Origin of the sequence: Sphingobacterium deserti (assembly GCF_000757725.1) — a bacterium.
In the GTDB taxonomy this organism is placed as follows: Bacteria; Bacteroidota; Bacteroidia; order Sphingobacteriales; family Sphingobacteriaceae; genus Sphingobacterium; species Sphingobacterium deserti.
The window spans coordinates 12,647-37,599 of record NZ_JJMU01000066.1; the positions used below are offsets into that span (position 1 = coordinate 12,647).

25 protein-coding genes are annotated in these 24,953 nt (G+C 40.4%); 13 read left to right on the forward strand and 12 right to left on the reverse strand.

Annotation, left to right across the window (positions count from 1 at the left end; genetic code table 11):
* Positions 1 to 207: 207 nt before the first annotated feature.
* On the reverse strand, positions 208 to 2,061 hold the full coding sequence (locus tag DI53_RS17460) for a helix-turn-helix transcriptional regulator (RefSeq protein WP_052072535.1): 1,854 nt from the start codon (positions 2,059 to 2,061) through the stop codon (positions 208 to 210).
* 434 nt (positions 2,062 to 2,495) lie between these two features.
* On the opposite strand from DI53_RS17460, the gene DI53_RS17465 reads away from it, so the two are divergent.
* Positions 2,496 to 3,116, forward strand: coding sequence for a hypothetical protein (locus DI53_RS17465; protein ID WP_131555352.1), 621 nt, complete (start codon positions 2,496 to 2,498; stop codon positions 3,114 to 3,116).
* A 113-nt stretch (positions 3,117 to 3,229) separates the two neighbouring features.
* A complete protein-coding gene (locus DI53_RS17470) occupies positions 3,230 to 3,661 on the forward strand; it encodes a hypothetical protein (RefSeq protein ID WP_131555354.1) in 432 nt (143 codons plus the stop codon).
* Between the two features lie 246 nt (positions 3,662 to 3,907).
* Here DI53_RS17470 and DI53_RS17475 read toward each other — a convergent pair whose 3' ends face one another.
* Complete coding sequence (locus DI53_RS17475) at positions 3,908 to 4,564, reverse strand: response regulator (RefSeq protein ID WP_037502880.1); 657 nt, start codon at positions 4,562 to 4,564, stop codon at positions 3,908 to 3,910.
* A gap of 21 nt (positions 4,565 to 4,585) precedes the next feature.
* Positions 4,586 to 5,662: a sensor histidine kinase gene (locus DI53_RS17480; protein WP_157836795.1), complete on the reverse strand. Its 1,077-nt coding sequence runs from the start codon at positions 5,660 to 5,662 to the stop codon at positions 4,586 to 4,588.
* Positions 5,663 to 6,173: 511 nt separating this feature from the next.
* Between DI53_RS17480 and DI53_RS17490 the strand changes: the two genes are divergently transcribed.
* Positions 6,174 to 6,671, forward strand: a complete 498-nt coding sequence (locus DI53_RS17490) for an RNA polymerase sigma factor (RefSeq protein WP_037502886.1) — start codon at positions 6,174 to 6,176, stop codon at positions 6,669 to 6,671.
* Between the two features lie 100 nt (positions 6,672 to 6,771).
* On the opposite strand, the gene DI53_RS17495 is transcribed toward DI53_RS17490, so the two are convergent.
* Together DI53_RS17495 and DI53_RS17500 are read right to left on the reverse strand one after the other, a co-directional pair.
* Positions 6,772 to 7,662 carry an SDR family oxidoreductase gene (locus tag DI53_RS17495; protein WP_037502894.1) on the reverse strand — a complete coding sequence of 297 codons (891 nt, stop codon included), beginning with the start codon at positions 7,660 to 7,662 and terminating at the stop codon, positions 6,772 to 6,774.
* 167 nt (positions 7,663 to 7,829) lie between these two features.
* Positions 7,830 to 8,033: a hypothetical protein gene (locus tag DI53_RS17500; protein ID WP_037502896.1), complete on the reverse strand. Its 204-nt coding sequence runs from the start codon at positions 8,031 to 8,033 to the stop codon at positions 7,830 to 7,832.
* 413 nt (positions 8,034 to 8,446) lie between these two features.
* Between DI53_RS17500 and DI53_RS17505 the strand changes: the two genes are divergently transcribed.
* The 4 genes from DI53_RS17505 to DI53_RS17520 all read left to right on the forward strand — a co-directional run bounded on the left by DI53_RS17505 (position 8,447) and on the right by DI53_RS17520 (position 16,150).
* Positions 8,447 to 10,639 (forward strand): ATP-binding protein, encoded by a 2,193-nt coding sequence (locus DI53_RS17505; protein ID WP_037502899.1) that lies wholly within the window; start codon positions 8,447 to 8,449, stop codon positions 10,637 to 10,639.
* 180 nt (positions 10,640 to 10,819) lie between these two features.
* Positions 10,820 to 11,941: a baeRF3 domain-containing protein gene (locus tag DI53_RS17510; protein ID WP_037502902.1), complete on the forward strand. Its 1,122-nt coding sequence runs from the start codon at positions 10,820 to 10,822 to the stop codon at positions 11,939 to 11,941.
* A 154-nt stretch (positions 11,942 to 12,095) separates the two neighbouring features.
* Positions 12,096 to 14,339, forward strand: a complete 2,244-nt coding sequence (locus DI53_RS17515) for a bifunctional alpha,alpha-trehalose-phosphate synthase (UDP-forming)/trehalose-phosphatase (protein WP_071790521.1) — start codon at positions 12,096 to 12,098, stop codon at positions 14,337 to 14,339.
* Positions 14,336 to 16,150 (forward strand): glycoside hydrolase family 15 protein, encoded by a 1,815-nt coding sequence (locus DI53_RS17520; protein ID WP_037502905.1) that lies wholly within the window; start codon positions 14,336 to 14,338, stop codon positions 16,148 to 16,150. Before DI53_RS17515 ends, DI53_RS17520 begins: the two co-directional genes overlap by 4 nt.
* A gap of 68 nt (positions 16,151 to 16,218) precedes the next feature.
* Here the strand turns inward: DI53_RS17520 and DI53_RS17525 are convergent, their stop codons facing one another.
* Complete coding sequence (locus DI53_RS17525) at positions 16,219 to 16,404, reverse strand: hypothetical protein (RefSeq protein WP_037502908.1); 186 nt, start codon at positions 16,402 to 16,404, stop codon at positions 16,219 to 16,221.
* A 314-nt stretch (positions 16,405 to 16,718) separates the two neighbouring features.
* Here DI53_RS17525 and DI53_RS17530 point away from each other — a divergent pair, with 314 nt between their 5' ends.
* Positions 16,719 to 16,967 (forward strand): DUF7218 family protein, encoded by a 249-nt coding sequence (locus DI53_RS17530; protein WP_037502911.1) that lies wholly within the window; start codon positions 16,719 to 16,721, stop codon positions 16,965 to 16,967.
* 3 nt (positions 16,968 to 16,970) lie between these two features.
* Complete coding sequence (locus tag DI53_RS17535; RefSeq protein ID WP_052072536.1) at positions 16,971 to 18,020, forward strand: DNA topoisomerase IB; 1,050 nt, start codon at positions 16,971 to 16,973, stop codon at positions 18,018 to 18,020.
* A 201-nt stretch (positions 18,021 to 18,221) separates the two neighbouring features.
* On the opposite strand, the gene DI53_RS19770 is transcribed toward DI53_RS17535, so the two are convergent.
* The gene (locus DI53_RS19770) at positions 18,222 to 18,782 is read right to left on the reverse strand and encodes a DUF4142 domain-containing protein (RefSeq protein WP_081939495.1); all 561 of its coding nucleotides are present in this window, start codon (positions 18,780 to 18,782) and stop codon (positions 18,222 to 18,224) included.
* Between the two features lie 435 nt (positions 18,783 to 19,217).
* Here DI53_RS19770 and DI53_RS17545 point away from each other — a divergent pair, with 435 nt between their 5' ends.
* The gene (locus tag DI53_RS17545) at positions 19,218 to 19,547 is read left to right on the forward strand and encodes a hypothetical protein (RefSeq protein WP_037502913.1); all 330 of its coding nucleotides are present in this window, start codon (positions 19,218 to 19,220) and stop codon (positions 19,545 to 19,547) included.
* 82 nt (positions 19,548 to 19,629) lie between these two features.
* The gene (locus tag DI53_RS17550; RefSeq protein WP_052072538.1) at positions 19,630 to 20,190 is read left to right on the forward strand and encodes a DJ-1/PfpI family protein; all 561 of its coding nucleotides are present in this window, start codon (positions 19,630 to 19,632) and stop codon (positions 20,188 to 20,190) included.
* A 150-nt stretch (positions 20,191 to 20,340) separates the two neighbouring features.
* Here the strand turns inward: DI53_RS17550 and DI53_RS17555 are convergent, their stop codons facing one another.
* From DI53_RS17555 to DI53_RS17575, 5 genes are all read right to left on the reverse strand, one after another.
* Positions 20,341 to 20,853 carry a pyridoxamine 5'-phosphate oxidase family protein gene (locus DI53_RS17555; RefSeq protein ID WP_037502915.1) on the reverse strand — a complete coding sequence of 171 codons (513 nt, stop codon included), beginning with the start codon at positions 20,851 to 20,853 and terminating at the stop codon, positions 20,341 to 20,343.
* Positions 20,854 to 20,921: 68 nt separating this feature from the next.
* A complete protein-coding gene (locus tag DI53_RS17560) occupies positions 20,922 to 21,383 on the reverse strand; it encodes a hypothetical protein (RefSeq protein ID WP_037502917.1) in 462 nt (153 codons plus the stop codon).
* A 152-nt stretch (positions 21,384 to 21,535) separates the two neighbouring features.
* Positions 21,536 to 21,775, reverse strand: coding sequence for a hypothetical protein (locus tag DI53_RS17565; protein ID WP_037502919.1), 240 nt, complete (start codon positions 21,773 to 21,775; stop codon positions 21,536 to 21,538).
* Between the two features lie 9 nt (positions 21,776 to 21,784).
* Positions 21,785 to 22,243, reverse strand: coding sequence for a hypothetical protein (locus DI53_RS17570; protein WP_037502921.1), 459 nt, complete (start codon positions 22,241 to 22,243; stop codon positions 21,785 to 21,787).
* A 22-nt stretch (positions 22,244 to 22,265) separates the two neighbouring features.
* Complete coding sequence (locus tag DI53_RS17575) at positions 22,266 to 22,487, reverse strand: hypothetical protein (protein ID WP_037502923.1); 222 nt, start codon at positions 22,485 to 22,487, stop codon at positions 22,266 to 22,268.
* 246 nt (positions 22,488 to 22,733) lie between these two features.
* Here DI53_RS17575 and DI53_RS17580 point away from each other — a divergent pair, with 246 nt between their 5' ends.
* Both DI53_RS17580 and DI53_RS17585 read left to right on the forward strand, forming a co-directional pair.
* Positions 22,734 to 23,837: a sensor histidine kinase gene (locus tag DI53_RS17580; RefSeq protein ID WP_037502925.1), complete on the forward strand. Its 1,104-nt coding sequence runs from the start codon at positions 22,734 to 22,736 to the stop codon at positions 23,835 to 23,837.
* Between the two features lie 330 nt (positions 23,838 to 24,167).
* Positions 24,168 to 24,755 (forward strand): TetR/AcrR family transcriptional regulator, encoded by a 588-nt coding sequence (locus DI53_RS17585; protein ID WP_037502928.1) that lies wholly within the window; start codon positions 24,168 to 24,170, stop codon positions 24,753 to 24,755.
* Positions 24,756 to 24,953: the final 198 nt, after the last annotated feature.

The window sequence follows — 24,953 nt, forward strand, 5'->3', positions numbered from 1 at the left end:
CAATTAAGTATAAGCAGACTGATGAGCATGGTAGATGGATTTGGCGCATAGACATGCGGTTTCGATAGCATAGGAGAAGATGACCAGTGTCCCGACGCTGGAGGTTTAGCTGATATGACTTTTTAGACGAGTACATATGGTCGCCAAGCCAATTTTTCGTTCTCGATTGTTAAATCTCCGCTTAGCCAGCTCATTAGCGCCCTGTTTTTAGCAAAGATTTTGTATGACAAGGTCGAGGCTATCTTCCTTTTCAAGATTAAGCTTTTGTTTTATCCTATAGCGTGCCATCAGGATGCTTTTGGGATCTACCCCAAGCCGACTTGCAATTTCTTTATTGGAAAGCCCCATGAGGATAAAGGAGCAATGCTTCAAATCCAAGCGCGATAATTTGTTATTAGCTAGATGTTGAAGCCTATTAAAGAATTCCGGATGTATGTTGGTAAGGTTTGCCTTCACTTGTTCAAACCCCTCGTCACTACGCAGGTCGTCTTTCAATATACGCTCGATTTGATTTTTGAGCATTCCGGTTTCTGGTTCGGAGGCTAATTTATTACGCATGGTCTGTAAGAGTTCGTTTTTTTGCTCTACTTGCAAGTTGCCAGCCAAAAGTTCTTTCTGAAGACGTTCCTGTCTCTCCTGTAGCAGTTCCTGTTCCGCTTTCAGCCGCGCAGATTCCTCTGCCTGTAGCTTTTCCTGTTGTATGGATGATTTCAAACGGAAACGATAGGAACGAAAGAGGAAGATTAATGCAAGAAGGCTAACTAGCACTAAACCAATGGCGAATAAATTAATTTTTTTATTAAAAGCTGCGCGCTCCTGCAATGTTTCCAGTTCTTTATCTTTCTTTTCCACCTCGTATTGTACCGCCAACCGCTGTGTTATGGCCAATCTATCTGCATCAAATGCCTTATCTTCGTAGTGCATAAACCGCTTGTAATAGCCTAAAGCCTTTGAAGGGTTGCCGCTTTTCTCGGCTACCGAAGCCAAACCCCTCATCATCAACGCCTTTACTTGCAGGCTACTGCTCGCGTCACGCTCAACTTCAGCTAAGCCCGATAGAAACAAAACCTCCGCCTTCTCATAGTTACCTTCAGCAATAGCATACTCACTCAATATGCCATAGCTATTGGCGATAATCTCTTCATGGCCAAGTTTTCTTCCCACTGACAGCGCGAGATTAATATATTTGTCACTACTATCCTTATAGCTTTTTGGAAAAAACTCCCAGTATATATTGGCTAAGTTCAAAGCTGCAGCTCCCATATTAACTTCGTTCACGATTCTACCGGACTGGCGCTGAGCCAACGACAGCAATTTCCTGTTGTAAAATATAGAGGAATCAAGAAGACTTTTTTGCGAACGCTCTAATCTGAAATCCTTTAAAAATGATGACCCGATCGCCAGAAATGCATTGCAAATGATGTCTGGATCTTTCGCTTTGTAAGCTGATTCTAAGCTTAATTTTGTGTATTGTTTTAATTTCTTATTGTCTTTTAAATCTCCATACACACTGGCTAAATAATGGTAAACTAAACTCTCATAGCCGTAGGCATGCTGGCCCTCCAAGAGTTGAAGCGCCTTAAATAGGCTAGCTGTGGATCTGTCCGTTTTGTTTACAATATATTCCAGCCATCCCTTTCTTAACCACACATAGCCATTAACAATCGGACTTTTAGACGTTGAAATGTAGATCAGCGCACTATCTATATTTCTTTGTGCAAGTAATAGGCTGTCTCGCTGTACATTTAGGTAGGCTAAAGTTGCTAGCGAAAAGGCTGCATACTGTCCATCTGTAGATTTAATGCCCAGTCGTAATGCGTCAGCTGCATACGTTAATGCAGCAGGCAGATTAGTCGCGTATGTAGCACGACTTAGGTGAGAAAGTGCCATCGACTTGCTTCCGGCATCCAAATTAGGTTGACTAAGGTAATTTCGTAAGGAATCAGCAATCACAGATTGTGCTTTGAGGCATTCTGTAGTGGAGAAGAATAGCAACAGCAGAATGAAGAGCTTTCTAAAAATTCCCAAGTTGCATGGTTTTGGCGTTAATAAGTTTATCATTCGTTCAGCATAAAATTACACTCTATTTTTTTAAACAAAATGCCTGTAAAATTTGTGGTATGCGCACCCTAAAAAAATTGTATATCATTTGTTATTTGCATTCATTTACGTGTATATACTTTGTAGTAGTAGTCGATTTGGAAAATCCATCGGGTTGCTTGCATATTTGTATAGCATGAAAGTCAAATGCTATATTATACATACAAACAACTTAAAAATGATTTCCTATAAAAACATGACGAATCGACTCAATATTTGTTGCTTTTTTTATTTAGCAGCATCTAACCGGCCAAATATTTCAGGTACTGATAACATAAAGTTACTACGGACGTGTTGACAAATGCAGTGCCATTTGTTTAAACGGATTGCCTGAATAAAATTTATTATGTCGTAAGACATTCAATTAAACTGCATACATCAACTATAAAAATCATATGAAGCACATTAAAATCTTTCTCTGTATATTATTCTCTACAACTGCCGGCGCTGTTTTTAGTCAAGCGCTGGAAAGTCCCTTTATTGAAGTGAGAGGAATGGCGAAAATTGAACGAGCCATAAAATCGTATACCATCAATGTTGTTATTAGTGAAGATCTTGGGTATTCCGAAGAAAAACGAAGTTTTGATGATGTGAAGAACACTTTTTTTGATCAGGCCAAGGCGGCGGGTTTAGATATAACTAAATTCAAAGAAGATAAGCTTACTTATGCCTTGACGCAATATGGTGTTGGTAGTCTATATAGCTTTGAGACAGCAAATACTGAGGATGTAATATTGCTCAACAAGTTGGTTGTGGACAAGACAGGCACGGTATCTATTTTCTCGCGCAGCGTGACCTATCTTCCCATTAAAGATTTCGGTAAAATTATAGCTGCGGCATTTTCGGATGGGAAAGAACGCGCAGAGTTGATTGCCGCGACAATGGGAAAGCAGTTAGGTACGTTACTTACCACAGTAGATTACTCTACATTAAACGTCGTTGAAGAGGATACGCTTTACTACCAGACCAAAGAGAATAATTACTATTATCTTTCTTTGAAATACGAAGTTAAGTGATTGATCTCTTTTATTTTAAAAAAGCCAGAGCTTTGGAGGAAATCTTCACCTGTACCAAAAAAGGCTTGACCGTTTACGCGATTAACAATTTTCCACTATAAAACATTATGATTATGAGCATTATTAAATTTATATCTAAGGCATTACTGTTTATGGTTATACTAAGCATCTCAATAAGCAGCTGTAAGGAAGACGATCCGGCTCTAGTCGAGGAAGATGAGGAGGTGGCTATAGTATTAAACAAGATCCGTGGGCGCTGGAATCTAACGAAGTTTATTGAAGAAACGCAGGAAGGCGAGCAGCCCGTTGAGGTGATTGAAAACGAACCTGATGGTATTTACTTTGAGTTTCTTGAAAATGGAATTGTAAAAACAAATGCTGAGGGCGAGCAAGAACTTATATATTCAGTAAATCCTAGAGACACTATTTTTTTGAATGGATTTCCGCAAGAAATAACGGAACTTACAGATGCTACGTTTACATTCAGCAATACCGCCAATGAGCGAGGCACAAGTTATAAACAGACCTATGTCTTAACGCGTTGAAAGCAAGCATAGGTTTTGAAATTTTATATTCTCGGACACTGCGAAGATTAGATACTTATTGACTTTGAATAAGAAATTTTTTTTATCCCTATTTGGGTACAGCTACTGCAATAAAGCACCAGTAGCTCCTCAAATTCCGTTGGACAGAAATAGTTACAAAATTAATTTACGCTTTAGTCGAATCGAAATTAGTAAACAAAAAAAGCGCCCTGTAAACAGAACGCTAAATCTTTAAAATTAGGCCAGTTACTTAATAAGGCCGCTTTTTACCGCTAATTTTATTAAAGCTGCTGAATTTCGCACTCCCGTCTTGTCAATTAGATTTTGACGATGGCCTTCAACGGTTCGTTTACTGAGGAAAAGTTGATCCGCAATTTCAATGTTTGTATATCCTTCACTTATTAACTGTAGAACTTCCAATTCTCTATCAGAAATGTCCATTTCAGACATCAGATCTTCAACGTTTGTGACGGAGGATGGCACATCACTGAGCTTATCCACGAGCATCATTGCCAGCTCTTCACATAAATAACGACCACCGATATGGATGTGTTGTATGGCGAATAGCAGTTCGTCGTAACCCACGTTTTTCACCAGATATCCGCGCGCTCCTTTTTCGAATGCTTGAAAAACATGTTGGCTACTATTCATCATGGATAACATAATGACTTTAATCTCTGGATAGTCGCTCTTAAGTTTCTCAACCAACTGCAATCCATCCATCCCACTCATGCTAATGTCAGACAAGACAATATCAGGCTTCACACCGGATTCCAACAGAGATAACACCTCTTCGCCATTATTGGCTTCGCCTATAACGGCTAAATTATCCTGAGAATCTATCAGAAGTTTTATTCCGTTTCGGACGACTAAATGGTCTTCCGCAAGAATAATGTTTATCATAAATTTATATCGCTTAAAGTGTTATTTGTATAATTTTATCTGCATTTTGCTTCCTTTACTTGAGCTTACCATATCCATGGTTCCTGCGTAAAGGGCTATTCTATTCCGTATATTTCGAAGTCCTGTGCCCAACTGCAATGCTGACTCCATATCCCGACTAAACCCTTGTCCATTATCTTCTACGGTTATCCCAATAAAGTCATCAGTTACACCCACTTTCAAGCTAATCCGCCTTGCATCTGTGTGCTTTAAACAATTATTAAAAAGCTCTTGAATAACTCGGTAAGCGCAAAACTGTATTTCTTTGCCCTCACTATTGATTTCTTTATCTAGCTTTAAAAGAAAGCGCACGTCCGACCGCGTCATTCTAAAAACCATATCATCGATTGCCTTTTGGAATCCCATATCCCGAAGCACAGTAGGGACAAGATCGTTTGATATATTTTGAACTTTAAAAATGGTATCATTCAGCATCTTCTTAATGGGCATAATCTGCTGCTCGTGTCCATGCTCCATCATATAGCGTTGCAGATTAATTCGAATGGCATATAATTCTTGTGCAATGCTTTCATGAAGACTTTTCCCTATAAATTCACGTTCTGCCTCCTGGGTTTCTATAATCGCTCTATAAAAAGCTTCATTTTCTTCTTTGGACGCGCTTAGTGGATTGAAATCATTCTTCAGAAACAGCATGATGTAAAGTCCGCCGGAATCCAGCTGGCTAGCTAGCCTCTTCATGTAAATGGTAACAAACCGAAAACGGTTCTTCTTACACTTTACTTTAACCATACGAACTGGTTCAGCGAAGCTTTGCGTGCAACTTTCTAATAAATCACGAATACGATTGTGTTCCTCATCCAGTAAAAAGTCGTAGATGCTTTTATTTCGAAAAAGTAGCGGATCTATACACAATAGCTCGCATACTTTATCGTTAAAGTGAACGGCAAGGGCATCTTCATTCACAAATAGGTAACCGAATGGCCCGCCATGAAAAGCATCAAAGAAGATCGCTAGATCCTTTTGTTGTTCCCCGGTCGGTCCATCAGGAAACGAAGATGAAAAAGACATATCTGAAGTGTTCGTATAAACTGTGCTCATGTTATCAATCACCATTTAGGTGGTATTACATTCATCCATTTTTTCTAAGTTGGACGAAATGTTATTCCTCCAATTGCAAAAATCAAACCTATAAGTTGAAAAAAAATACCCAAAAGCAGTTATTACTGCACGTAAAAATACGCATTAATTGTGCCATAATATGACGTTATTATAATTTCATTAAACAAATGTGATAAAAAGATCAATCCTATGATGTCCATAGCGGGCATCCAAGCAGGGACTCTATTCCATTCCTGCCAAAAAAAGAATAAACACCTGAATTTTTTTTTGCCGAAATCGCGAGCTCGATGATCAATTTGCGTGTAATAATCTTTAAAAGCATTGTTTAAACTATATAGAGAGACCATTAAAGTATTAATCGACCGTCGCGCGTATTTGACGCAAGCTGAACTATGCGTCCTTAAAATAAGTAGGTAGCAGAAACTTTCTGCATCAAATTTGCACATAGCCTATCCGTAATATTTATTGTTTAACGGATAAAAACAAAAGTATGAGTGCGCAATTACTTAACACCACCATCGAACAGAATCAGCCATTGCTAAAACGGATAGCAACAAAGTTTACGCAAGATCCGTATGAGATCGAAGAGTTAGTACAAGAAACTTTTATCAGATCGCTATCGTCACTGGATCGATTTGTAAACCATCCTAAGTTAGTTGCTTGGCTATTTGTTATTATGCGTAATATATACATCAATAATTACCGCAAAATTTCTAGATATCGTACCATTGAAAGTGAACTTACACATACCTCCCATTTTGAGCAGCTTTCCAGCAACAGTAGCGAGTCGAAGTTCGTGATGACGGACATTCAGAATGCTATTAATAATTTACCGAAGGATTACTACATCGCATTCACGATGTTTATGGAAGGGTTTAAATACCAAGAAATTGCAGATCATTTAGCAATTGCCGAAGGTACCGTCAAAACGAGGATACATATGGCAAGGAAAATATTGAAGAAAAATTTAAAGGTATATAGAAAGTAGTTTGTTGCTCTAGTACAGCGGGCCTATAAAAAAGGTCTTTGATGCAGTTTAAAAGATTATATTAACAAGCAGATATACGTAAAAATATCTGCTTGTTTTTTTATATGGTCGCTCGTCCACCCGTGGCAGGAATGGTTGCACCAGAAATGTAAGATGCCGCGTCTGAAGCTAGAAATACATAGATCGGCGCCATTTCAGCTGGCTGGCCTACACGTCCCATTGGCGTATTTTCGCCAAACTTTTCATGATCGGGAATCGTACTTGGTATAAGTGGTGTCCATATTGGGCCTGGCGCCACTGCGTTGACACGGATACCTGACCCGTCTTCCAAAAAATGCTGCGCTAAGCTAGACGTGAAATTTTGAATAGCGCCTTTAGTCGCCGCATACGGAATCAATGTTGGATTCGGATTATACGCGTTCACCGACGTGGTATTAATAATAGAACTACCCGGTGCCATATGCTTTTTTGCATATTTAACAAAATAGAACATGGCGCTCATATTGGTTTCGAACGTTTTGTTCCATTCCTCCGCGCTGACATCCGTGATGTCCTCAAAGGTCATTTGATAAGCAGCATTGTTAACTAATATATCAATCTTATTAAACGTTGCTACGGTCTCTTCCACAATAGACTTACATAGCGCTTCGCTTCTGATGTCGCCTCGAACGAGTAGCGCCTTTCTCCCAGCCTTCTCGATCCACATTTTTGTGTCCTCGGCATCGACATCTTCCACTTCATCTTTATACGAGATTACAATATCTGCGCCTTCTCGAGCCATCGCAATAGCGACTGCTTTACCAATTCCCGAATCACCCCCTGTAATAATTACCACTTTATCTTTTAAGAGACCGCTACCCTTATAAATTTCTTCACCATGATCTGGTTCAGGGCGCATTTCAGTGCTCACGCCCGGCGGATCTTGCTCTTGTTTGGGAAAGGGCGGTTTTGGATAAATATCTTTTGGATTGCCTTGTTTTTCTGTCTTCATCGCTTAAAATTTATAAGGTTTAAATCACTGCACAAACCCAACATGATATAGCACTCGAAAGCTCTTTTTTATTAGGCTCTGGTTTCGCGCAGCGTCTCGCTGGAAATAAAAAGGTGATGAACTATCGGCCACCACCTTTTGTATAGAGAGAATAAAAAAGCTGTTTACTAATTCATTGGTGGCGTAGGCATAGGCTGCCCTATCGTATCCGTACTGTCGCGTCTGATGGTATCCATTGGTGGCACACCTTCTACACCTTCGCTCATCACGGTGTCACTGGTATCGACATCATTATTGTTTGATGGACTTCCACAAGCTATCAAGGAACCAAACAGGCTTCCCATAGCCGCATATAACATTACCTTTTTCATAGTTAAATTATTTCGTTTATAAATTTCAATTTGTATGTTTCTAACTTGTAATTTTCACTATCGGATGAACATCCGTACTATCGATTGGTTCATAAAGACGGTGAAATAAGTATAAAACGCAGCTATAAGGGGGTATTTATATCATCCGTTGAGCTCGTCTATTAGAGATGATTTAGGTGTCAACACAAAAATAGATATGGTCTGCAATGTAAATGCGTAATTGCTGTCCGAAGGCGACGTATTGGATTGCGATCAGTGATATAGTGCTGTTGTATGCTGCTTCAATCGGACAAGTATGCACAATCCGGTAGGCTCATTTTTAGTGCCCAAGATGGAATGTATGTAATTATTTTGGATCAAAATAATATAAACCAATTTAAAACGCTACTTTTAACAAAAATATTGGTGTGTATATGAGTGTAAACAACATGCGTTGTGAAGATGAACAGATCCAGTTTTGTGGTAAGGTGCAAGCAATTGGTTTTTTAATAATTGCCGATATCGACATGCAAATAATTGGTGTCAGCGAGAACTGTGAAGCGTGGTTGAATACAGGGCATAGCGAAATATTAGGTACCAATCTTAAAAACCTTGCTAAGCAGTTTTTTCCAGCAATCGAAGCGGAGGTACTAAGTGCTTTGAAGGGCTTGCCGGAAGCCAACCTTAAAAACAGAGTTGTACAGGAAGTTGTTTTACAAGATACTCCGTTTTACCTGACAATGTATGTGCATGATAATCGTCGGTATCTTGAGTTTGAGCAAAAATATCCTACACATCTACCCTCCTTCATCAGTCTATATGCCTACTCTCAACAGATCGAAAAAGCCACAGATATATGGGATGCTTTGTGCCAATGCATAGCTGAAGTTATTGGTTTTGATCGTGTAATGACCTACCGTTTCAATGCTGATAAGAGCGGACAAGTTATTGCCGAGAAAGTTAGAAATGATCTCGACAGTTATCTTGGTTTACATTACCCTGAATTTGACATTCCACAACAAGCTCGCGCGCTTTATGTGAAGCATTTAGCTCGTCTTACATCTGATATATCCAGCCCCACCTATCCTATTCATACGTTGAATAATGAACAGATAGATTTGTCATTCAGCACGATCCGAGCGCTCTCGCCTATACACCTTCAGTATTTGGAAAATGCCGGCGCAAAGGCCAGCATAAGTTTTTCTATCATTGTGCATGGCGAACTTTGGGGCCTGGTAACTTGCCAGCATGAAACCGCAAAATTTGTTGATCTTTCTCAAAGGCACCTCGCTGTATTTTTGACGCAATACGCGGTTAACAGATACCTGAGTTTACAAAAAGAAATTGACCTCGATTTTAATAAGCAGGTCAAAGAGTTTGAATTAGCCTTTAAAGAAAAGCTAATCATCAAAAATGAAATACTTCCGGTTCTTTCCTCATTTGCGAAACAGCTTAGTGATTTTGTGCATGCAGATGGCTTGGCCATTCGCCATAAAGAGGCGACATTAGTCTTCGGTGACGCGCCAGACACCGCTACCGTTGGAAAGATTCATGCGTTTATTAACAAGCATAATCGGAAAACTATTTACAGTAATGAAAGTTTTGTCATAGATCATGGTGAAGAACTTGGTCTAGCTGATTCAAAATTTGCGGGCTTAGTTAAAGTGGATGTAGATTCGTCTAAAGAGTTTAGCCTAATCTGGTTTAGGCGAGAGCAGCTTACCGAACGGATCTGGGCTGGGAAACCGACTAAGGTGATGACGTATGACCAGACGCTACAGGCCTTTGTCCCGTCACCGCGTAATTCGTTCGATGCCTGGAAACAGCTTGTGAAAGGTATTGCGCCAGCTTGGTCAGACATTGAAATTTACTTCATGAAGAGAATCCGGCAGCTCATTCGCGAGAGCTTGTTGCGAAAGTCTGAGGAGATTTATAGCTTAAATCAGGAATTGATTTTACTGAATAATGCGTTAGATACTTATTCTTACACCGTCAGCCATGACCTCAAAAATCCGCTCTCTGTCATCAAGCTATCTGTCCAAATGTTGCAAATGAAGCGGGACATCACGCCGGAGCTGCTTGGCAAACTGACAGTAAACATCAAAGACGCTAGCGAATTGATGGAAAGCATGCTGAATAAGATTTATGAGTTTTCAAAGGTCAAGGAGTTCAGATACCAGCCAAATATTATTCATACCGATCAAATCATACCCCAAATTGTCGACCATTGTAAAACAAGGTATGCCACGCAAAACTGTGAGGTAGAATTGGGGGATTTGCTGCCTGTTCTTGGAGAAAAAACCTTGATCTATCAGCTCTTTCTAAACATTGTCAGCAATGCGATTAAATATTCTAGTAAGAGAGCTAATGCACTGATCAGTATCACCAGTGTTCAAAATGGACAAAAAGTTCGGTATAGCATTCGGGATAATGGCATCGGTATAGCTGAGGAAGAACTTACCACGATTTACGATATCTTCAAAAGGATGTCGAATTCTGATGGTTTTGAAGGTTCGGGTGTTGGGTTAGCTATTGTAAAACGTATTGTTGATCGTCTCGGTGTAGACATTATTGTGCAAAGTGAAATCGGAAACGGAACCTGTTTCCATCTCGATTTTCCCAACTAGCAGTTGGGAGTAAGTCTTCCGCCTTCAGCTTGTATAGCCTATGTTGTACAAGGTTTCCTGCTATAGTAATAAATACCCTTTTGTTACGCCATCCTCCCATTGAAGGGCAAAATCAAAAACGAATATTCATTCAAGTTGTTATTCATATTCAATTATCGATGTTTCATTAAACACTATACTATGAAAACACTAGATGCCGAATTGCTAAATGAGTTAACCTCTCATTCCGCGGAGACCTCCTTAAGTATCTACTTGCCGCTTCACAAGAGCGTTTCTGAAAGTAGCATGGATTTTTTAGCTTTTAAAAACTTGATTAAGGATATCCGTAGCGGCGCAGATGCCAAGCATCGCAAAGCGCTTGAGGATTTATTGATACCTGTTGAAAATTTTCTAGAAAGCAAAGACTTCGTTCGTGGATCTGCTGGCGCTCTGGCTATTTTCTCTGCACCGAAAATTTTTGAAATCGTGATGCTTACAGAGGCTACGGAAGCCGCTTTCTACGTTGACGAATGCTTTTACCTCCTACCACTTCTTGAATTAGCGGCGGACAATAAGCCTTTTCAGGTGTTAGCACTAGGTAAAAATCATGTTCATCTTTTTGAAGGCGATCGCTACCGCTTTGAAGAGATTAATTTGGACGATCGTATTCCATCCAATATGAAAGAGGCTTTAGGGTATGACCTTACGGATAATCACCTGCACGCCGCTGCCGGTGGATCTGCCGCCATACACGGTTACATGGAAATAACGGATGAAAAAGAAACTGATAACACGCGTTTCTTCCGCATCATTGATCAAGAAATAAACGAAAAATACAGTAAGCAGAATAAGGTGCCATTGATTTTAGCCGCCTTACCGGAAAATGAAAGTCTGTTTCAATCAATCAGTAAGAATGAATGTCTTGAGAAGCAGTTTATTTCATTGAACGCTGATCGTATTGACAAGCAGCTTTTACATAGCCGCGCTTTAGAGATATTGGATGCAAAAAAAGCAGATGCTCTGGACAAGCAGTTAGAAAGATTCTCAGGGGCAAAAAGCGAAGACTTGGCTACAGACGAGATCGCTGATATCGCACGGCATGCGATGGATAGCCGAATAGAACGATTGTTTATAACGAAAGGTCAAAAGTTGCGCGGAACAGTTTCCATTGAAGATCGCAAAATAGAGACTGATGAGGAAAGCAATAGCGATATTATCAACAAAATTGCGCTTCTTACCTACAAAAATGGCGGGCATATCCATACCCTCCATACGAATAATAAAAAACTTCCTGCCGGAATAGGATCGATTAATCGGTTTTAACTGAAAATCTAGTCACATACGGTGTATAACTGGCCGTCAACAAGCTAATCTTATAAAACTTTAAACATTTTTAAGATTAGCTTGTTCAATTTATACCTATTGACAATAAGTAAGTTTTATCCTGACCCACTTACTTCAAGATTTTTTCATAAATATGCGCAACAAAAAAACAGTAATAGTTTCGAATCGGTTACCGGTAAGAGTAGAAAGACGTAATGATGAACTTCACTTCATTCCGAGTGAAGGTGGACTAGCGACAGGGCTAGGATCGATCTACCAACAAGAAGGAAATATTTGGGTTGGCTGGCCTGGCTTTGTGCCAGAGAATGAATATGAAGAGGCCATTACCCGTGAAAAACTTGCGGAGTTAAATTTGGTTCCCGTCTTCTTAACGGAAGATGAATTGCAGGGTTATTACGAAGGTTTCTCAAATGAAGTTCTTTGGCCCATCTTTCACTATCGTTTATCATATGCTGTATACACCACTGAAAATTGGCATACTTACCAGGAGGTGAACCGTAAGTTTGCAGCTGTCGTCAATCAACAAAGTCCGAGCGAAAAGGATGAGGTATGGATTCACGATTATCAGCTTATGCTACTTCCGCAGCTTGTCCGTGAGCAACATCCTGACATTGCCATTGGCTACTTCCAGCATATCCCCTTCCCGCCCGACGAAGTATTTAGAAGCATTCCTTGGCGCGATGAATTGATAAAAGGTGTGCTCGGCGCAGATTTGGTTGCGTTTCATACATACAATGATAGTCAGCATTTTTTAAACGCATGTACACACCTACTAGGACTACCGATACAAAATAATAGCCTTCATGTAGATGGGCGAAGTGTTTATGCGGAAGTGTATCCGATGGGAATAGACTTCGAAAAATTCAGCGCCCTTGCAGCAAGCGAAGCTATTCGCGATCGCGCAAAAGAGATCAGAAATTATTACAAAGACCGAAAATTTATCCTGAGCATTGACCGATTGGATTATAGCAAGGGAATAATAGAAAGATTACAAGCCTTTGAGAGCCTGTTAAAAGAATATCCCGAACTTCGTGAAAAGGTTGTGTTGTACATGTTGGTGGTGCCATCTCGGGATACCGTGCCGCAATATCGGCTACTGCGCGACGAAATTGATCGTGCTGTTGGGCACATTAATTCGATATATGGCGTCAATGAATGGCAACCTATCGCTTACTACTATAATTCGTTTCCAGTTGAAGAGCTGTCTGCACTTTATGTCGCGGCAGACGTATGCTTAGTTACTCCTATACGTGATGGAATGAATCTAGTTTGCAAAGAATATGTTGCGAGTAAAGAGCATACGGATGGGGTTTTGATATTGAGTGAACTTGCAGGAGCATCGAAAGAGTTGCTGGAAGCGATTCAAGTAAACCCAAATTCAATCGATCAGATACGAGAAGCACTCAAAACCGCTATTGAAATGCCAATGCAGGAGCAACGCGAGCGGATGCAAGACAGTATTGAGATCGTAAAAAAATTCAATGTGAGACATTGGGTTAAGATCTTTTTCAACCGTCTGCACGAGATTAAAACCATTCAAAAGCAAGAAATGGCACGAAGAGTAAGATCTGAAGTGAAAGAAAACATCTCGGAGCGATATCGTTCAGCTCAGCGCAGGTTATTTTTTCTAGACTACGATGGTACGCTTATTGGTTTTCATAAAGATGCGGATGCTGCTTCACCAACGGAATCGCTATACAGAACGTTGGAGATGCTCCAAAGCAATCCAGCAAACCAAATTGTAATTATTAGCGGGCGCCCGCACGAAACATTAGATCGTTGGTTTGGTAAGAAAGAATATTTTCTAGTTGCGGAACACGGTGCCTGGAGCAACTACCCACATCGGGAATGGCACGGAAAAAGCCACATCTCTACCCGTTGGAAGATCCCTGTCAAACATATTATGAACAAGTTTGCCAACCGAACAGCTGGGGCTATAGTCGAAGAAAAAACATATTCTTTGGCATGGCATTATAGAAAAACACAAACCGGTTTAGGACATTTAAGATCACAGGAATTAGTCGACAGCCTTCGTTATCTAATCCCGCATCATGGCTTGCAATTGCTCTTAGGAGATAAAGTTATCGAAGTTAAAAGCAGCGAACTAAATAAGGGAAAGGCGGCAAAAGAGGTTGTTGCCCACTATAAGCCTGATTTTATATTTGCTATTGGCGACGATGCTACAGACGAAGATATGTTTTTAGAGCTTCCTGAAGAAGCAATTACAGTGAAGGTAGGTAATAAAAAATCGGCAGCGCAATATTATGTAGAAAGTCAGGAAGAGGCCGTTAGCCTTATTGACTATTTTGCCACGTCAAATCTTGATCTAGAAAATGAAACCTCAACAAATGCTCAGAATCCAAAAATTATAACATGAATAGAGAGAAAAAACATGTCTACAACACGGGCATAATAGGTAATTGCGCGTATATCGCCCATGTCGATAAATCTACAAACATTAGTTGGCTGTGCTGGCCATCTTTTCAGGACACGTTCGTTTTCGGTGGCCTGCTTGATAAAGGTCTTGGCGGTGAGTTTTCGGTGTTGCCAAGCACGCCATCCGTAAGCACTTCACAGCACTACGTCGAGAATACCAATATTCTTGCTACGGTAGTGGAGTCAGAGGGCGGTACCTACAAAGTGACAGATTTTGCGCCACGTTTTGAGCAATATGAACGCTACTACAAGCCGCTCATGCTCATCCGTAAAATAGAGCCCGTATCCGGCCATCCAAAAATCCGCGTGAAGTGTGACCCGGTATTCAACTACGGACAACAATCTTTCGAAAAGTCAAGAGGGAGCAATCATATTCAGTTTGAACGCGGAGATGTCAAAATGCGTTTAGCTACTAATATGCCTATCAGTCATTTTTTTGACGACGATCTGCCTTATGTATTGAGCAAACCTATCTATCTGATACTTACCTACGGTAGCCCATTTGAGGCGCCTATAGAACGTACAGCGGAAGACTTCCTGAAGCGCACGAAACAATACTGGCGAAAGTGGGTGAAAAATGCCTCCATCCCTTCGTTCTATCAAAAAGAGGTTATTCGTTCGTCACTGGTTCTGAAGCTGCATCAATACGAGGACACCGGTGCCATTATCGCAGCAAGCACGACAAGCTTACCGGAATTTCCCGGCTCGGGGCGAAACTGGGATTATAGGTACTGTTGGCTTCGCGATAGTTACTACGTTCTGCAAGCTCTTAGCCATATCGGGCATTTTGAAGAGATGGAACGTTATGCTTCGTATATAGCCAATATCACGCAAACCGATAGAGGCCGGTTACAGCCGTTATACGGCATTATGGGCCAGCATCAACTGGATGAATATACGCTGGATTACCTAGAAGGATACATGGGCAACAGACCCATAAGAGTAGGTAATCAGGCTTCAGAACACATCCAAAATGACGTATACGGCCAGGCACTAATTGCGCTGCTTCCGCTCTTTACGGACCACCGCTTTCGTCATCAAAATCTAGCTTTTACGAAAGATTGGACAAACTTTATTTTAGACAAAATAGAGGCAACTATCGATGAAAAGGATGCTGGGATTTGGGAATTCCGGAACTTCGAAAATCGACATTGCTATTCTAATTTGTTCCAATGGGCGGGTGCTACGGCGGCTTTGAAAATTGCAAAGCAATACAATTTGGCAGATATGGCAGCAAAAGCAATAAGTCTGCGCGAGAAGGCAGCCGCGCATATCGAAAGCTGCTATGACGCGCAGAAAGAAGTGTACACGAATGCTGTGGAAAGCGGTAATCTTGATGCATCTACGCTGCAGCTGATCATGATGAACTATCTGGACCCGTCGAGCCATCGTGCAAAGATGCATTTAGAACAATTGGAAAAGGAGCTCAAGGGCGAGCATGGCTTGTTTTATCGTTACTTACATACGGATGATTTTGGCAAGCCGAAAGCTACATTCTTGGTTTGTGCTTTTTGGTATGTCGAGGCTTTGGCCTGCGTTGGTCGTTTGGATGAAGCGCAAGAGGTATTTAAGCAGTTGCTCTCTTTTGGAAACCATTTGATGCTTTTTAGTGAAGATGTTAACGAGTCAGACGGTAGCCAGTGGGGTAACTTTCCGCAAGCCTATAGTCATGTTGGGTTGGTCAATGCAGCCTACAGGATCTCAATGAAACTGGATAGCCCAGCATTCTTTGACAGCCTTTACGAACAATAAATATCAATTGCATATAAAAACAAAAAGCGGACACAATACGGTCCGCTTTTTTCGTGTTATCAATTATTTTACTTCCCGTAAAAAAATAAGAAGTATACCAAAGCTAAGACAGCTACAGCTGCGACTATCGTCCACGCAATGGTTTTACCAGCAGGTTTATCGTTAACCTCCTCTTGTGCTGGACGCGGAACTTCCTTACGTGGCGTGTCATCCCTTGGCTCTTCCGGATCGTAAATGTTTGTCTTTTCTTCCATATTGATTATAATTTAGTGAATGTATACTTTCCCCTTTATCCAATATCTACTTGTATCATGGGATCGGCATTACGTTTATAGTATAAAAACACCGCGTCGCAACCGATGTTCTAATGTATCGAAGAAAACGTATAAATACGCACCGTTAACTGCGTAGTAGTACAGTGGCCCGGCTTTTAGTACATCCAACATGTTTTTCGACCAAAAATTGCGTGCTGCAAAAGCCGTATTCGACGAGCAAACGATCAGCCCACGATGTATGTTATTAGGATAGTTTAAAATGCAAATTTCTATTTGCTTAAATCGAATGAATCATGGCAAAGAGCAAAAATCCACATATCAAAAATGAAGCGCAATATTCCGCTTTGCGAGAGCAGGGCGCTAGTAAGGAGAAGGCGGCACGCATAGCTAATAGTAAGAACGCAAGCAAAATGGGCGGGCACGCTTCGAAGCTGGACGAGAGAACAGTGAAAGAACTGTTGGAGGAAGCGAAAAATTTAGGTATAGCAAACCGTCACAAAATGAAAAAACAAGATCTTATAAACGCTATCAGAAATCATTAAAAGATGTCAGAAATTGGAGAAGGAAATGAGCAGGTAGTGCTACAGCAGATTGGATTGCGCTATGTATCTTGCAATGATAAAGGATATTGCAGGGTAGCGGAAGGTAAGCATTTTCGTTACCTCGATCATAAGGGTAACGAAATTAGCAACGAGACGGTGCTAAAACGCATTCAGACACTCGTTTTGCCTCCGGCATGGACGGATGTTTGGATTTGTGCCAATGCAAATGGCCATCTGCAAGCTACTGGAGTAGATGTGCGTGGCCGAAAGCAATATAGATACCATGCAAAATGGACATCAATACGTAGCGAGAAGAAATTTACCGACCTCCATGTATTTGGAGCGAAGCTACCCCTATTAAAGAAAGCCGTGCTCAAAGATCTTCGTAAGCGAAGCCTTTCGCGGGAAAAAGTATGTGCGGTCGCGGTTTCCGTTATGCAGAAAACATCCTTCCGAGCGGGAAATAGCATTTATCAAAAAACAAACGGGTCTTATGGTTTGACAACTTTAAAAAATAAGCATGTAAAGCAGATTTCTACTAATAAATTGTTTTTTAAATTCGTAGGAAAAAAAGGCGTTGTTCAGCAGACATACCTACAGGAAAAGACATTGATCAAAATGCTTCTTAAAGTGAAAGATTTACCGGGGCAACGTATATTTCAATATGTAGACGATGAAGGCGAAATACGTGCACTGGAATCCGGCGACATAAATGGATATTTAAAAGAGGTAATGGGTATCAATGCCAGCTGCAAAAGTTTTCGCACGTGGAATGCATGCCTAATGGCTTTAAAGTTCCTTATCGCGCAGCCTGTTCCCGTAACGGTTGCAGAACGAAAGAAAAATGTTTTGGCAGTTATTGATCAGGTAGCTGCGGTGTTGGGTAATACGCGGGCTGTCACGAGATCGCATTACATACACCCAAGTATACTTGAGGCTTATGAAAATGCAGAATTAAATTCTTGGATAGGGCGTATGAAAAAGAAAGAAACAGATTTAGATACGCGCAATCTTGAAAAAAAACTATTGCAAATTTTAAAGGCTAAAATATAGTCGAGCGCGACAGGCTACGCTGTTGACAGCGATTGGATACTCCCCCCACCTTTTCGTCAACTGTGACAAGAGCTAAGCATCATATAAAAAAGTTCCGCTATAACTTTATAACGGAACTAAATGTAGTTTTCAATCTTTAAGACTTAAGAACTATTCGTTGGTTTTGTAGTATCCTCGCAAGCGAAGTATTCGCTTCGTAATTTACAAAACACTGAGTGCTTCTGATACAGCCTGGCTTGCATCAACGTTTAATGCCCTCGCGCTTTCCAGATGATTTTTTAACGGTTGAATTTTCTCGCTGGCCCAAGTTTTAAGTTCGGGATCGTTAATACCGTTTTCACCTGCTCCTATTTCAAAAAGCGCAATCGCGTCCTCGTGACTTTTGATTACAACATCTTTAAAGGCTTTATTCAGATCTCCACCTGATAATTCGCCCATAGATTTTAGTATCGAGGCATGGCTTTCATCCATTTTTGTAGGAAGAACAAGTTTTTTGGCCACTGCAGCTTGCTCTATCTCTTCCAAGATTCTTTTATGATCGGTTAGGAGCGTCTGTGCAAACTGTTTAACTTCGTCGTTTTTGGATCGCTCTATAGCCTGACTTGCTACAGCTACTTTAAAACGATTTAAGTTTACTGCTTTATCAATAAACTGCTGATCGATCGTCTCGGTTGTTACCGTATCTTGTTGAGCATATAGGGTAGAATTTGTCATGCACAATGTACCTAGTATACTGAAACATAGAATAAAATATTTTTTCATATTACATTCGTTTAAGGGTTTAATTATTTATCGTGTTATGATTAACGTTTCAAATTAATCGTTTCTTGTTTTCTCATTTCAATAAAGACTACCTAAAGCTTCAGTTCACCACTTATCGAATTGACGAACATTGCGTTAACAAGCATCAACTTATGTCATGTGTCTCAACAATAGAATGCTTATTAGAAGATGTTTGTTGGCGGAAATTACAATTAGGGTATTTAAACAAGCGGCATAAGTATCTATTCGTTTTGTGTATTCAACCTTAAGCTGCCGCATATACCGGGGTTAGCGATGCTAATTATTCATCTTGATCGGCCGTTCTTTAGCAAAATTGGTTTGAGGTGTGAACGACCGGGTATTTAGGGTAAGCATTACCGTATTTAACAACGCAACTATTGTAAGGTGAACGACGTTATACCCATAAAAAACGCGATGACAAATTACCATTTTAGCACAGACATAAAAACGAATCCACTTTCATTATTAGGAGTAGAAACATTTGCACTCGATTTATTGTCCACAGTTTCCAATCTCTCTGGTGATTACGACGGCACATCCGCTCCTCCAAATCGTGAGCGGGAAGCGCCTGATATGGATCCAGAAATCCCCGACAAACCTGAGATCGATGAAATTGAAGAAAACGAGCCAATGGAACAGCCGGATATCGACCCTTTGGAGCGCCCAGAGCCGGATATTGACGAAATTGAGCACGATGAGGCGGAACCTGAGATAAATAACCGGAGAGTTGGCAATAGTAACTAACGACCCTTCTTAACGTGCTTGCATTTTTGAAAAACTATTTCAGCGTTCAACTGTCTATAAGCAAAAGGACTAAAAGATAATTATGTTTACTATTGCAATCCTAATTTCCGATGGTTTCGACGAATGGGCAGTAAAGGGATCGAAACCTTTCTTTAAAGCTCATAATTTTAAAACGCATCTTATTTCTCCGAAAGATGGAGAGTTTGTTCGCTCTTGGACCTATAAGGACTGGGGCTCCTCATACGCGATCGATAGGCATATTAAAAAGGCGGATCCGAAATTATATGATGCTCTTTTAATGCCGGGTGGTGCTTTGAGCGTAGATAATCTACGGACAAATGCTGAGGTATTAGCATTTGTAGATCATTTTATAAAGGAGCAGAAGCCTATTGGTACGTTGTGCCATGGAATCTGGCCTTTGGTAGAACTTGGATTCGTTGCCGATCGAAAACTTACATCGGTCAAGACGATAAAAACAGATATCGACAACGCGGGTGGTATTTGGATTAATGAATCATCTGTTCGTGATGGCTTGCTGGTTACCAGTCGGACGAGCGAAGATTTGGAGGAATTTCTATCGTTATTCAACAGTACGCTCGAAAGCACACTTGCTAATGCATCAGCAAGTGAAGTTAACCGTTAGGAGCTATGCCTTGCATGGCTATTAGTTTTGGTTAGATTCAATTTTTTATTATTAAATAGTCCGCGATAGCGCGGTAGTAGTTTAAGATTTAAAGTCTCTCATGGCGGCTATAACCGCGCGTGAGAGACTTTATCGAAACATAATTTATTGCTAAATATCTATTTCACCGTGTACGCCGTCGTGATCAGGTTTCCCAGTGATCAAGGACTTTAACCCTTTGAAGGCAGCTACCGGCGCGCTATGTTTATTATCCCAATAGTGCCCTTCTAAAACTTCTACTCGAATTAGTAGGATTTTTGGATCCTCTGGACTATCGAACCAAATCTCTAACGATGGATTCCAAAGCTCATTAATCTTTTCTTGGACATGAAGCTCATCGGCGATTCCGTAAAGATTTAAAAATCCTGCGCGTTGTCCACTTTGCATCATTAAATGTACAAAGGGGTTTTCCTCAATCTCTTCTTCTTTCTTTGTCTCGTTCGATGTCATGAACCATAAAAATCCATGATCATCCACCTGTAATATAGCCATTGGTCGTACAGACAACGGAATACCAGTCCTGATATCCGTACAAAAGAAACATGTTTTGGCTTCATCCGCAATTTCTCTAATCTTGGCCAAAGCATCTTTGCCCGTCAAGTTTTCTTCTCTATTTTGCTCCATATTCGTTCAACGTTGTTATTTCTTGTTTAGCTTATGTGCTAACTAATTTATTCATTATTTGAGTTATGCTATTCACTTTCACCATTTGACGGGGACTCCTTCAAAAGTTCAGCTGCGGCCGCTGCCGCCAGTCCGCCTAGGGTATACCATGCTACGGTAAGTACCTGTGTCAATTTGGAATGATTTACGGGCTGGTCATCTAAACCAATTTTCTTTGGCAGTGCTATCGCCCCAATCCCTGCTGTAAGACCTAACCCTAAACCGCGAAGCCAGATATTCTTGGATTTGCCTTTTCCAACCGCGCTGTAATAAAATGCATTGCCAACGAAGTCGTACGCTAAGGTACTTGCATACAGTTTATTTCCAGTAGGCGGCTTGACACCCATAGCCTCACTAATTTTGACAACTCCCTCCTCTCCCAGCTCGTTGACACGAGGTGCATCTTTGATATTCTTACGAGCGAGCTCATGTATTACGTTGAGGAGAAGTGCCCCAGCAGCGCCAGCAACGATGTTTGTAGATATTTTCATTTCTTTAATTTTTATCCAACAAATGCCGAATTACTATCGGCTGACAGTTTTCTTATCAACGAACAGAAAGCACTTTCGTTGAACTGCACTTCTAAAAAACGTAATTATAGCAGTATTTACCGTAGAAATGACTCCCACGTAGCGTAGCTCCGCTAGACAAAATGGCCGAAACTTTTTTGAACTAGGGTAGCTAGCTCTTCCGCTGGTAAAGTCGGCTGTGCGTCCCCTTCTGTACTCCAGACCCGAGTTGTCATATCATATTTTAGTAAGTATCCGGTTTCTCTTCCCGTTTCAAGGACGTGGAAGTGATGTGTGGTAGGGTCGTAAGTCACATCGAATACGACCTGTTGCCCGTCGATAGTCTGTTCAAATTTTCTATTAAAGTTCATCATAAGTAAATATTATTGTAATTCGCTCAAATCAAGCCATAGCGATTTCCTATTGGTAATCCAGGATGGATATACATAATTTAAAATAAGCTGTTCATCATCGGCATCTCCAACTAAGAAAGAAATATCCAGATCGGGAATAATTTTAGCTGTAAAGATGGCATCATCTTCCTCCCAATGGATATCCGATCGTAGAATGTTTACTTCTAAACCGCGGAGCAGTTTGAAAGCATCATCACCAGGTAAATGTTGCAGCCGTTCTGCTGTCAGATTGAAAGCCGATATCTCGGCTTCCATTCTATGGGGGAAAGCAACTTTTAAATAGCGTTGATATAATTCGCTATCGCCGGTGCGCAAGGCCTCGTTTTTAATGATGATGCGCTCAGGGTGAAATGACCAATCAAACTCTTGCGGGTTCTCCCGAAACTGGTAGTGGAAGTCGTACCTATCCATGCGTAAGTCAATATCCATGCTTATACTATATTAGGTGTATTTAATAATGTTTATTCCAACAAAAAGCTTTTTTTAAACGGGACATCTCCACGTCTATTAAAGCTGGCCAGGCACTCAAATCAGCGCGAAGAACTTTTTCTCCCGCCAGAAAGCCCTGCATTTGCGCTGCGTGTAAGGCTGCCTTCCTAATCTCCTCTAAAACACGTTCAGGACAAGTATTCAAATCTGTATCCGTCGCCGCCAAAATTACTTTCGTTTTCATATGTATATCATTTGCCCTTCTCTCCTCTTATTAAACCAAAAAGATCAACGGATAGTTTCGGCATCTCGATCTTTTTTATTTTTTTATAAAACGTTTTTAGATACGTAGTTGTTAAATACGTGATTCATAAATAAGGTAAAGATTAGTTTTAAATCCTGGGACTCCCTAGCCCGGGATTTATTATTAAATAGCATCAAACATTTATTTGTTAAATGTGTTTTGTATCTTAGTCTGATCAACTACCTCATGAATTCCAACATAAAACAAATACTGGGTATTATCGCTAATTCCCCACAAGGTATTGCTATTTACAGTGACGCCAACTTGAACATACGCTTCGTAAATCAAGCGATGTTAGCCGTTTGGGGAAAGACAGATGATATCATAGGAAAAAACTTTGGTGATGTGTTTCCGTCTTTTACCGAACAAGGATTTACAGACCTTTTGTTAAACGTGTGGCATTCCGGTGTAACCTATCGCGCGAGCGAATACCCAGCTGAATTAACGATCGGCGGCGTCAAAGAAATTAGGTATTTCGATTTCGAATATCAGGCGATTCTTGATAGCGAGGGAAAAACGGCCACAATCCTTCACACTTCAACCGACGTAACGGCCCGCAAAAAAGCCCTTCAGCTAGTGGAAGAGAAAGATTCACTAATTAAATTTAACAAAGAAGTGGAGTCGCTCACCAACACCTTATCCCATGACTTGAAAAATCCCCTAGGCGTTCTAAAAATGGGCGTCCAATACATGCGATCAAAAACAAATATGCCTGTAGCTGAAATACACAAATGGTGCGATACTATCTTAGCATCTGTAGGTAGTATGGAAAGTATATTAAGCCATACACTACGCCTAAACCAAGTCAGGCACTACGAGACCGAGCATAGTTTGGTATCTATGAATGAAATTATTGCAAGTATTCAAGACGAAGTGAAAGATGTTTTAAATAGTCCGCTTACGCAGTTTCAAATCGGTGAGCTGCTACCGCTCTATGGCGACCGGAGTTTGATACAGCAGCTTTTTTACAGTATCATTGGAAATGCGGTGCGTTATTCATCAAAAAGATCAATACCAACGGTTCAAATATCTAGTGAAAGAAAGGGTGATTATATTTATTACCGTATAAAAGATAATGGTATCGGCATACCAGAAAATGAGCTTGATACACTATTTAATTTGTTTTATAGAGCGTCTAACGCTAAGTCTTTTCCAGGTACGGGCGTTGGACTGAGCCTGGCAAGTAAGATATTGGCGAGATTAGACGGTCGAATAACTATAAAAAGTGAATTAAATAAATATACTACTGTCCTATTGGTTTTTCCTACGCTTAATAATAAGAAGGACTAGCTCCGAAAATAACATCTGCCAATTATGTTGTTGAACTATGGCTAAAGCAATTCGATGGCCGCAAATAGATCTACGTACCAGTGGTTTCAGTTTTTTTAAACGAACCGTATACCTTATTGTTCTTATAAAGATGGTTGATTAATAATCATCATGGTGAGTGTAGTAAGTTTAGTAATTCCGAGCGTTCGCGCTCGGAATTATTATTTTAAAGTGTTAGGGAGAATAATCTTGTTTAGTGATTAGGTATAGAAAATGGTAACTCTGTAAATTTTGCGCTACAATTGATAAGCAATAACTTTTTTGATACATATTTTTTTCTATTTTTATCTCATGGAAAGAAAGCAGTCCGCAAGAGCACTAAGAACCAAGCAAAAATTACTGGATGCAGTAGGTCATATTTTGGAAACAGAGGGTTTTACAGAACTTAAAGTTACTAAGATCGAATCGACATCTGGCGTTGATAAAAAGCTTATCTATTTCCATTTTGGAGATTTTGATAACTTGATTAAAGAGTACCTTCGGTCGAAGGACTTTTGGCTAAACCATAGCGCTGCACCGGAAAAGTTTGATAAGGAGGAAGTAAAAGGCATACTGCACGACCAGTTTAATCAGATATATGAGAGCGATTTACTAAAACAGATGATTATATGGGAACTCGCAGGAAATAACGAAGTCCTTAAAGGAATTGTTATGGAACGTGAAGCGCTGGGCAATCAATTGATTGACGCTGTAAATTCTGCTAATAGCTTTAAAGAGGACGCTACACCATTGTTTGCATTGCTCGTAGCTGGCATCTATTATCTCAACACCCATGCTCGCGCTGTAGGAACTACGTTTTGCGGTTTGAACATTAAAGAAGAGGAAGATCGAAAAAGAGTAGTAGATTGTATTAGTAGACTCGTAGATAAGTTAGAATAAAAGGTAGTTAGAGGGTATGTAGCCTTCTATCTATCACTTTACAGCCTATTTTTTAGCAATACTCCTATAAGCCAATCTTTCACATCGATCTGCTATTTCTGCTCGCTTGTCTATGTTTTGTCGCCCCGTTCTTAAAATACATCTGGCACGGTGGTTCATTTAGGATTTGCTCTTTGATGTATGCTATTGCGTATGTTT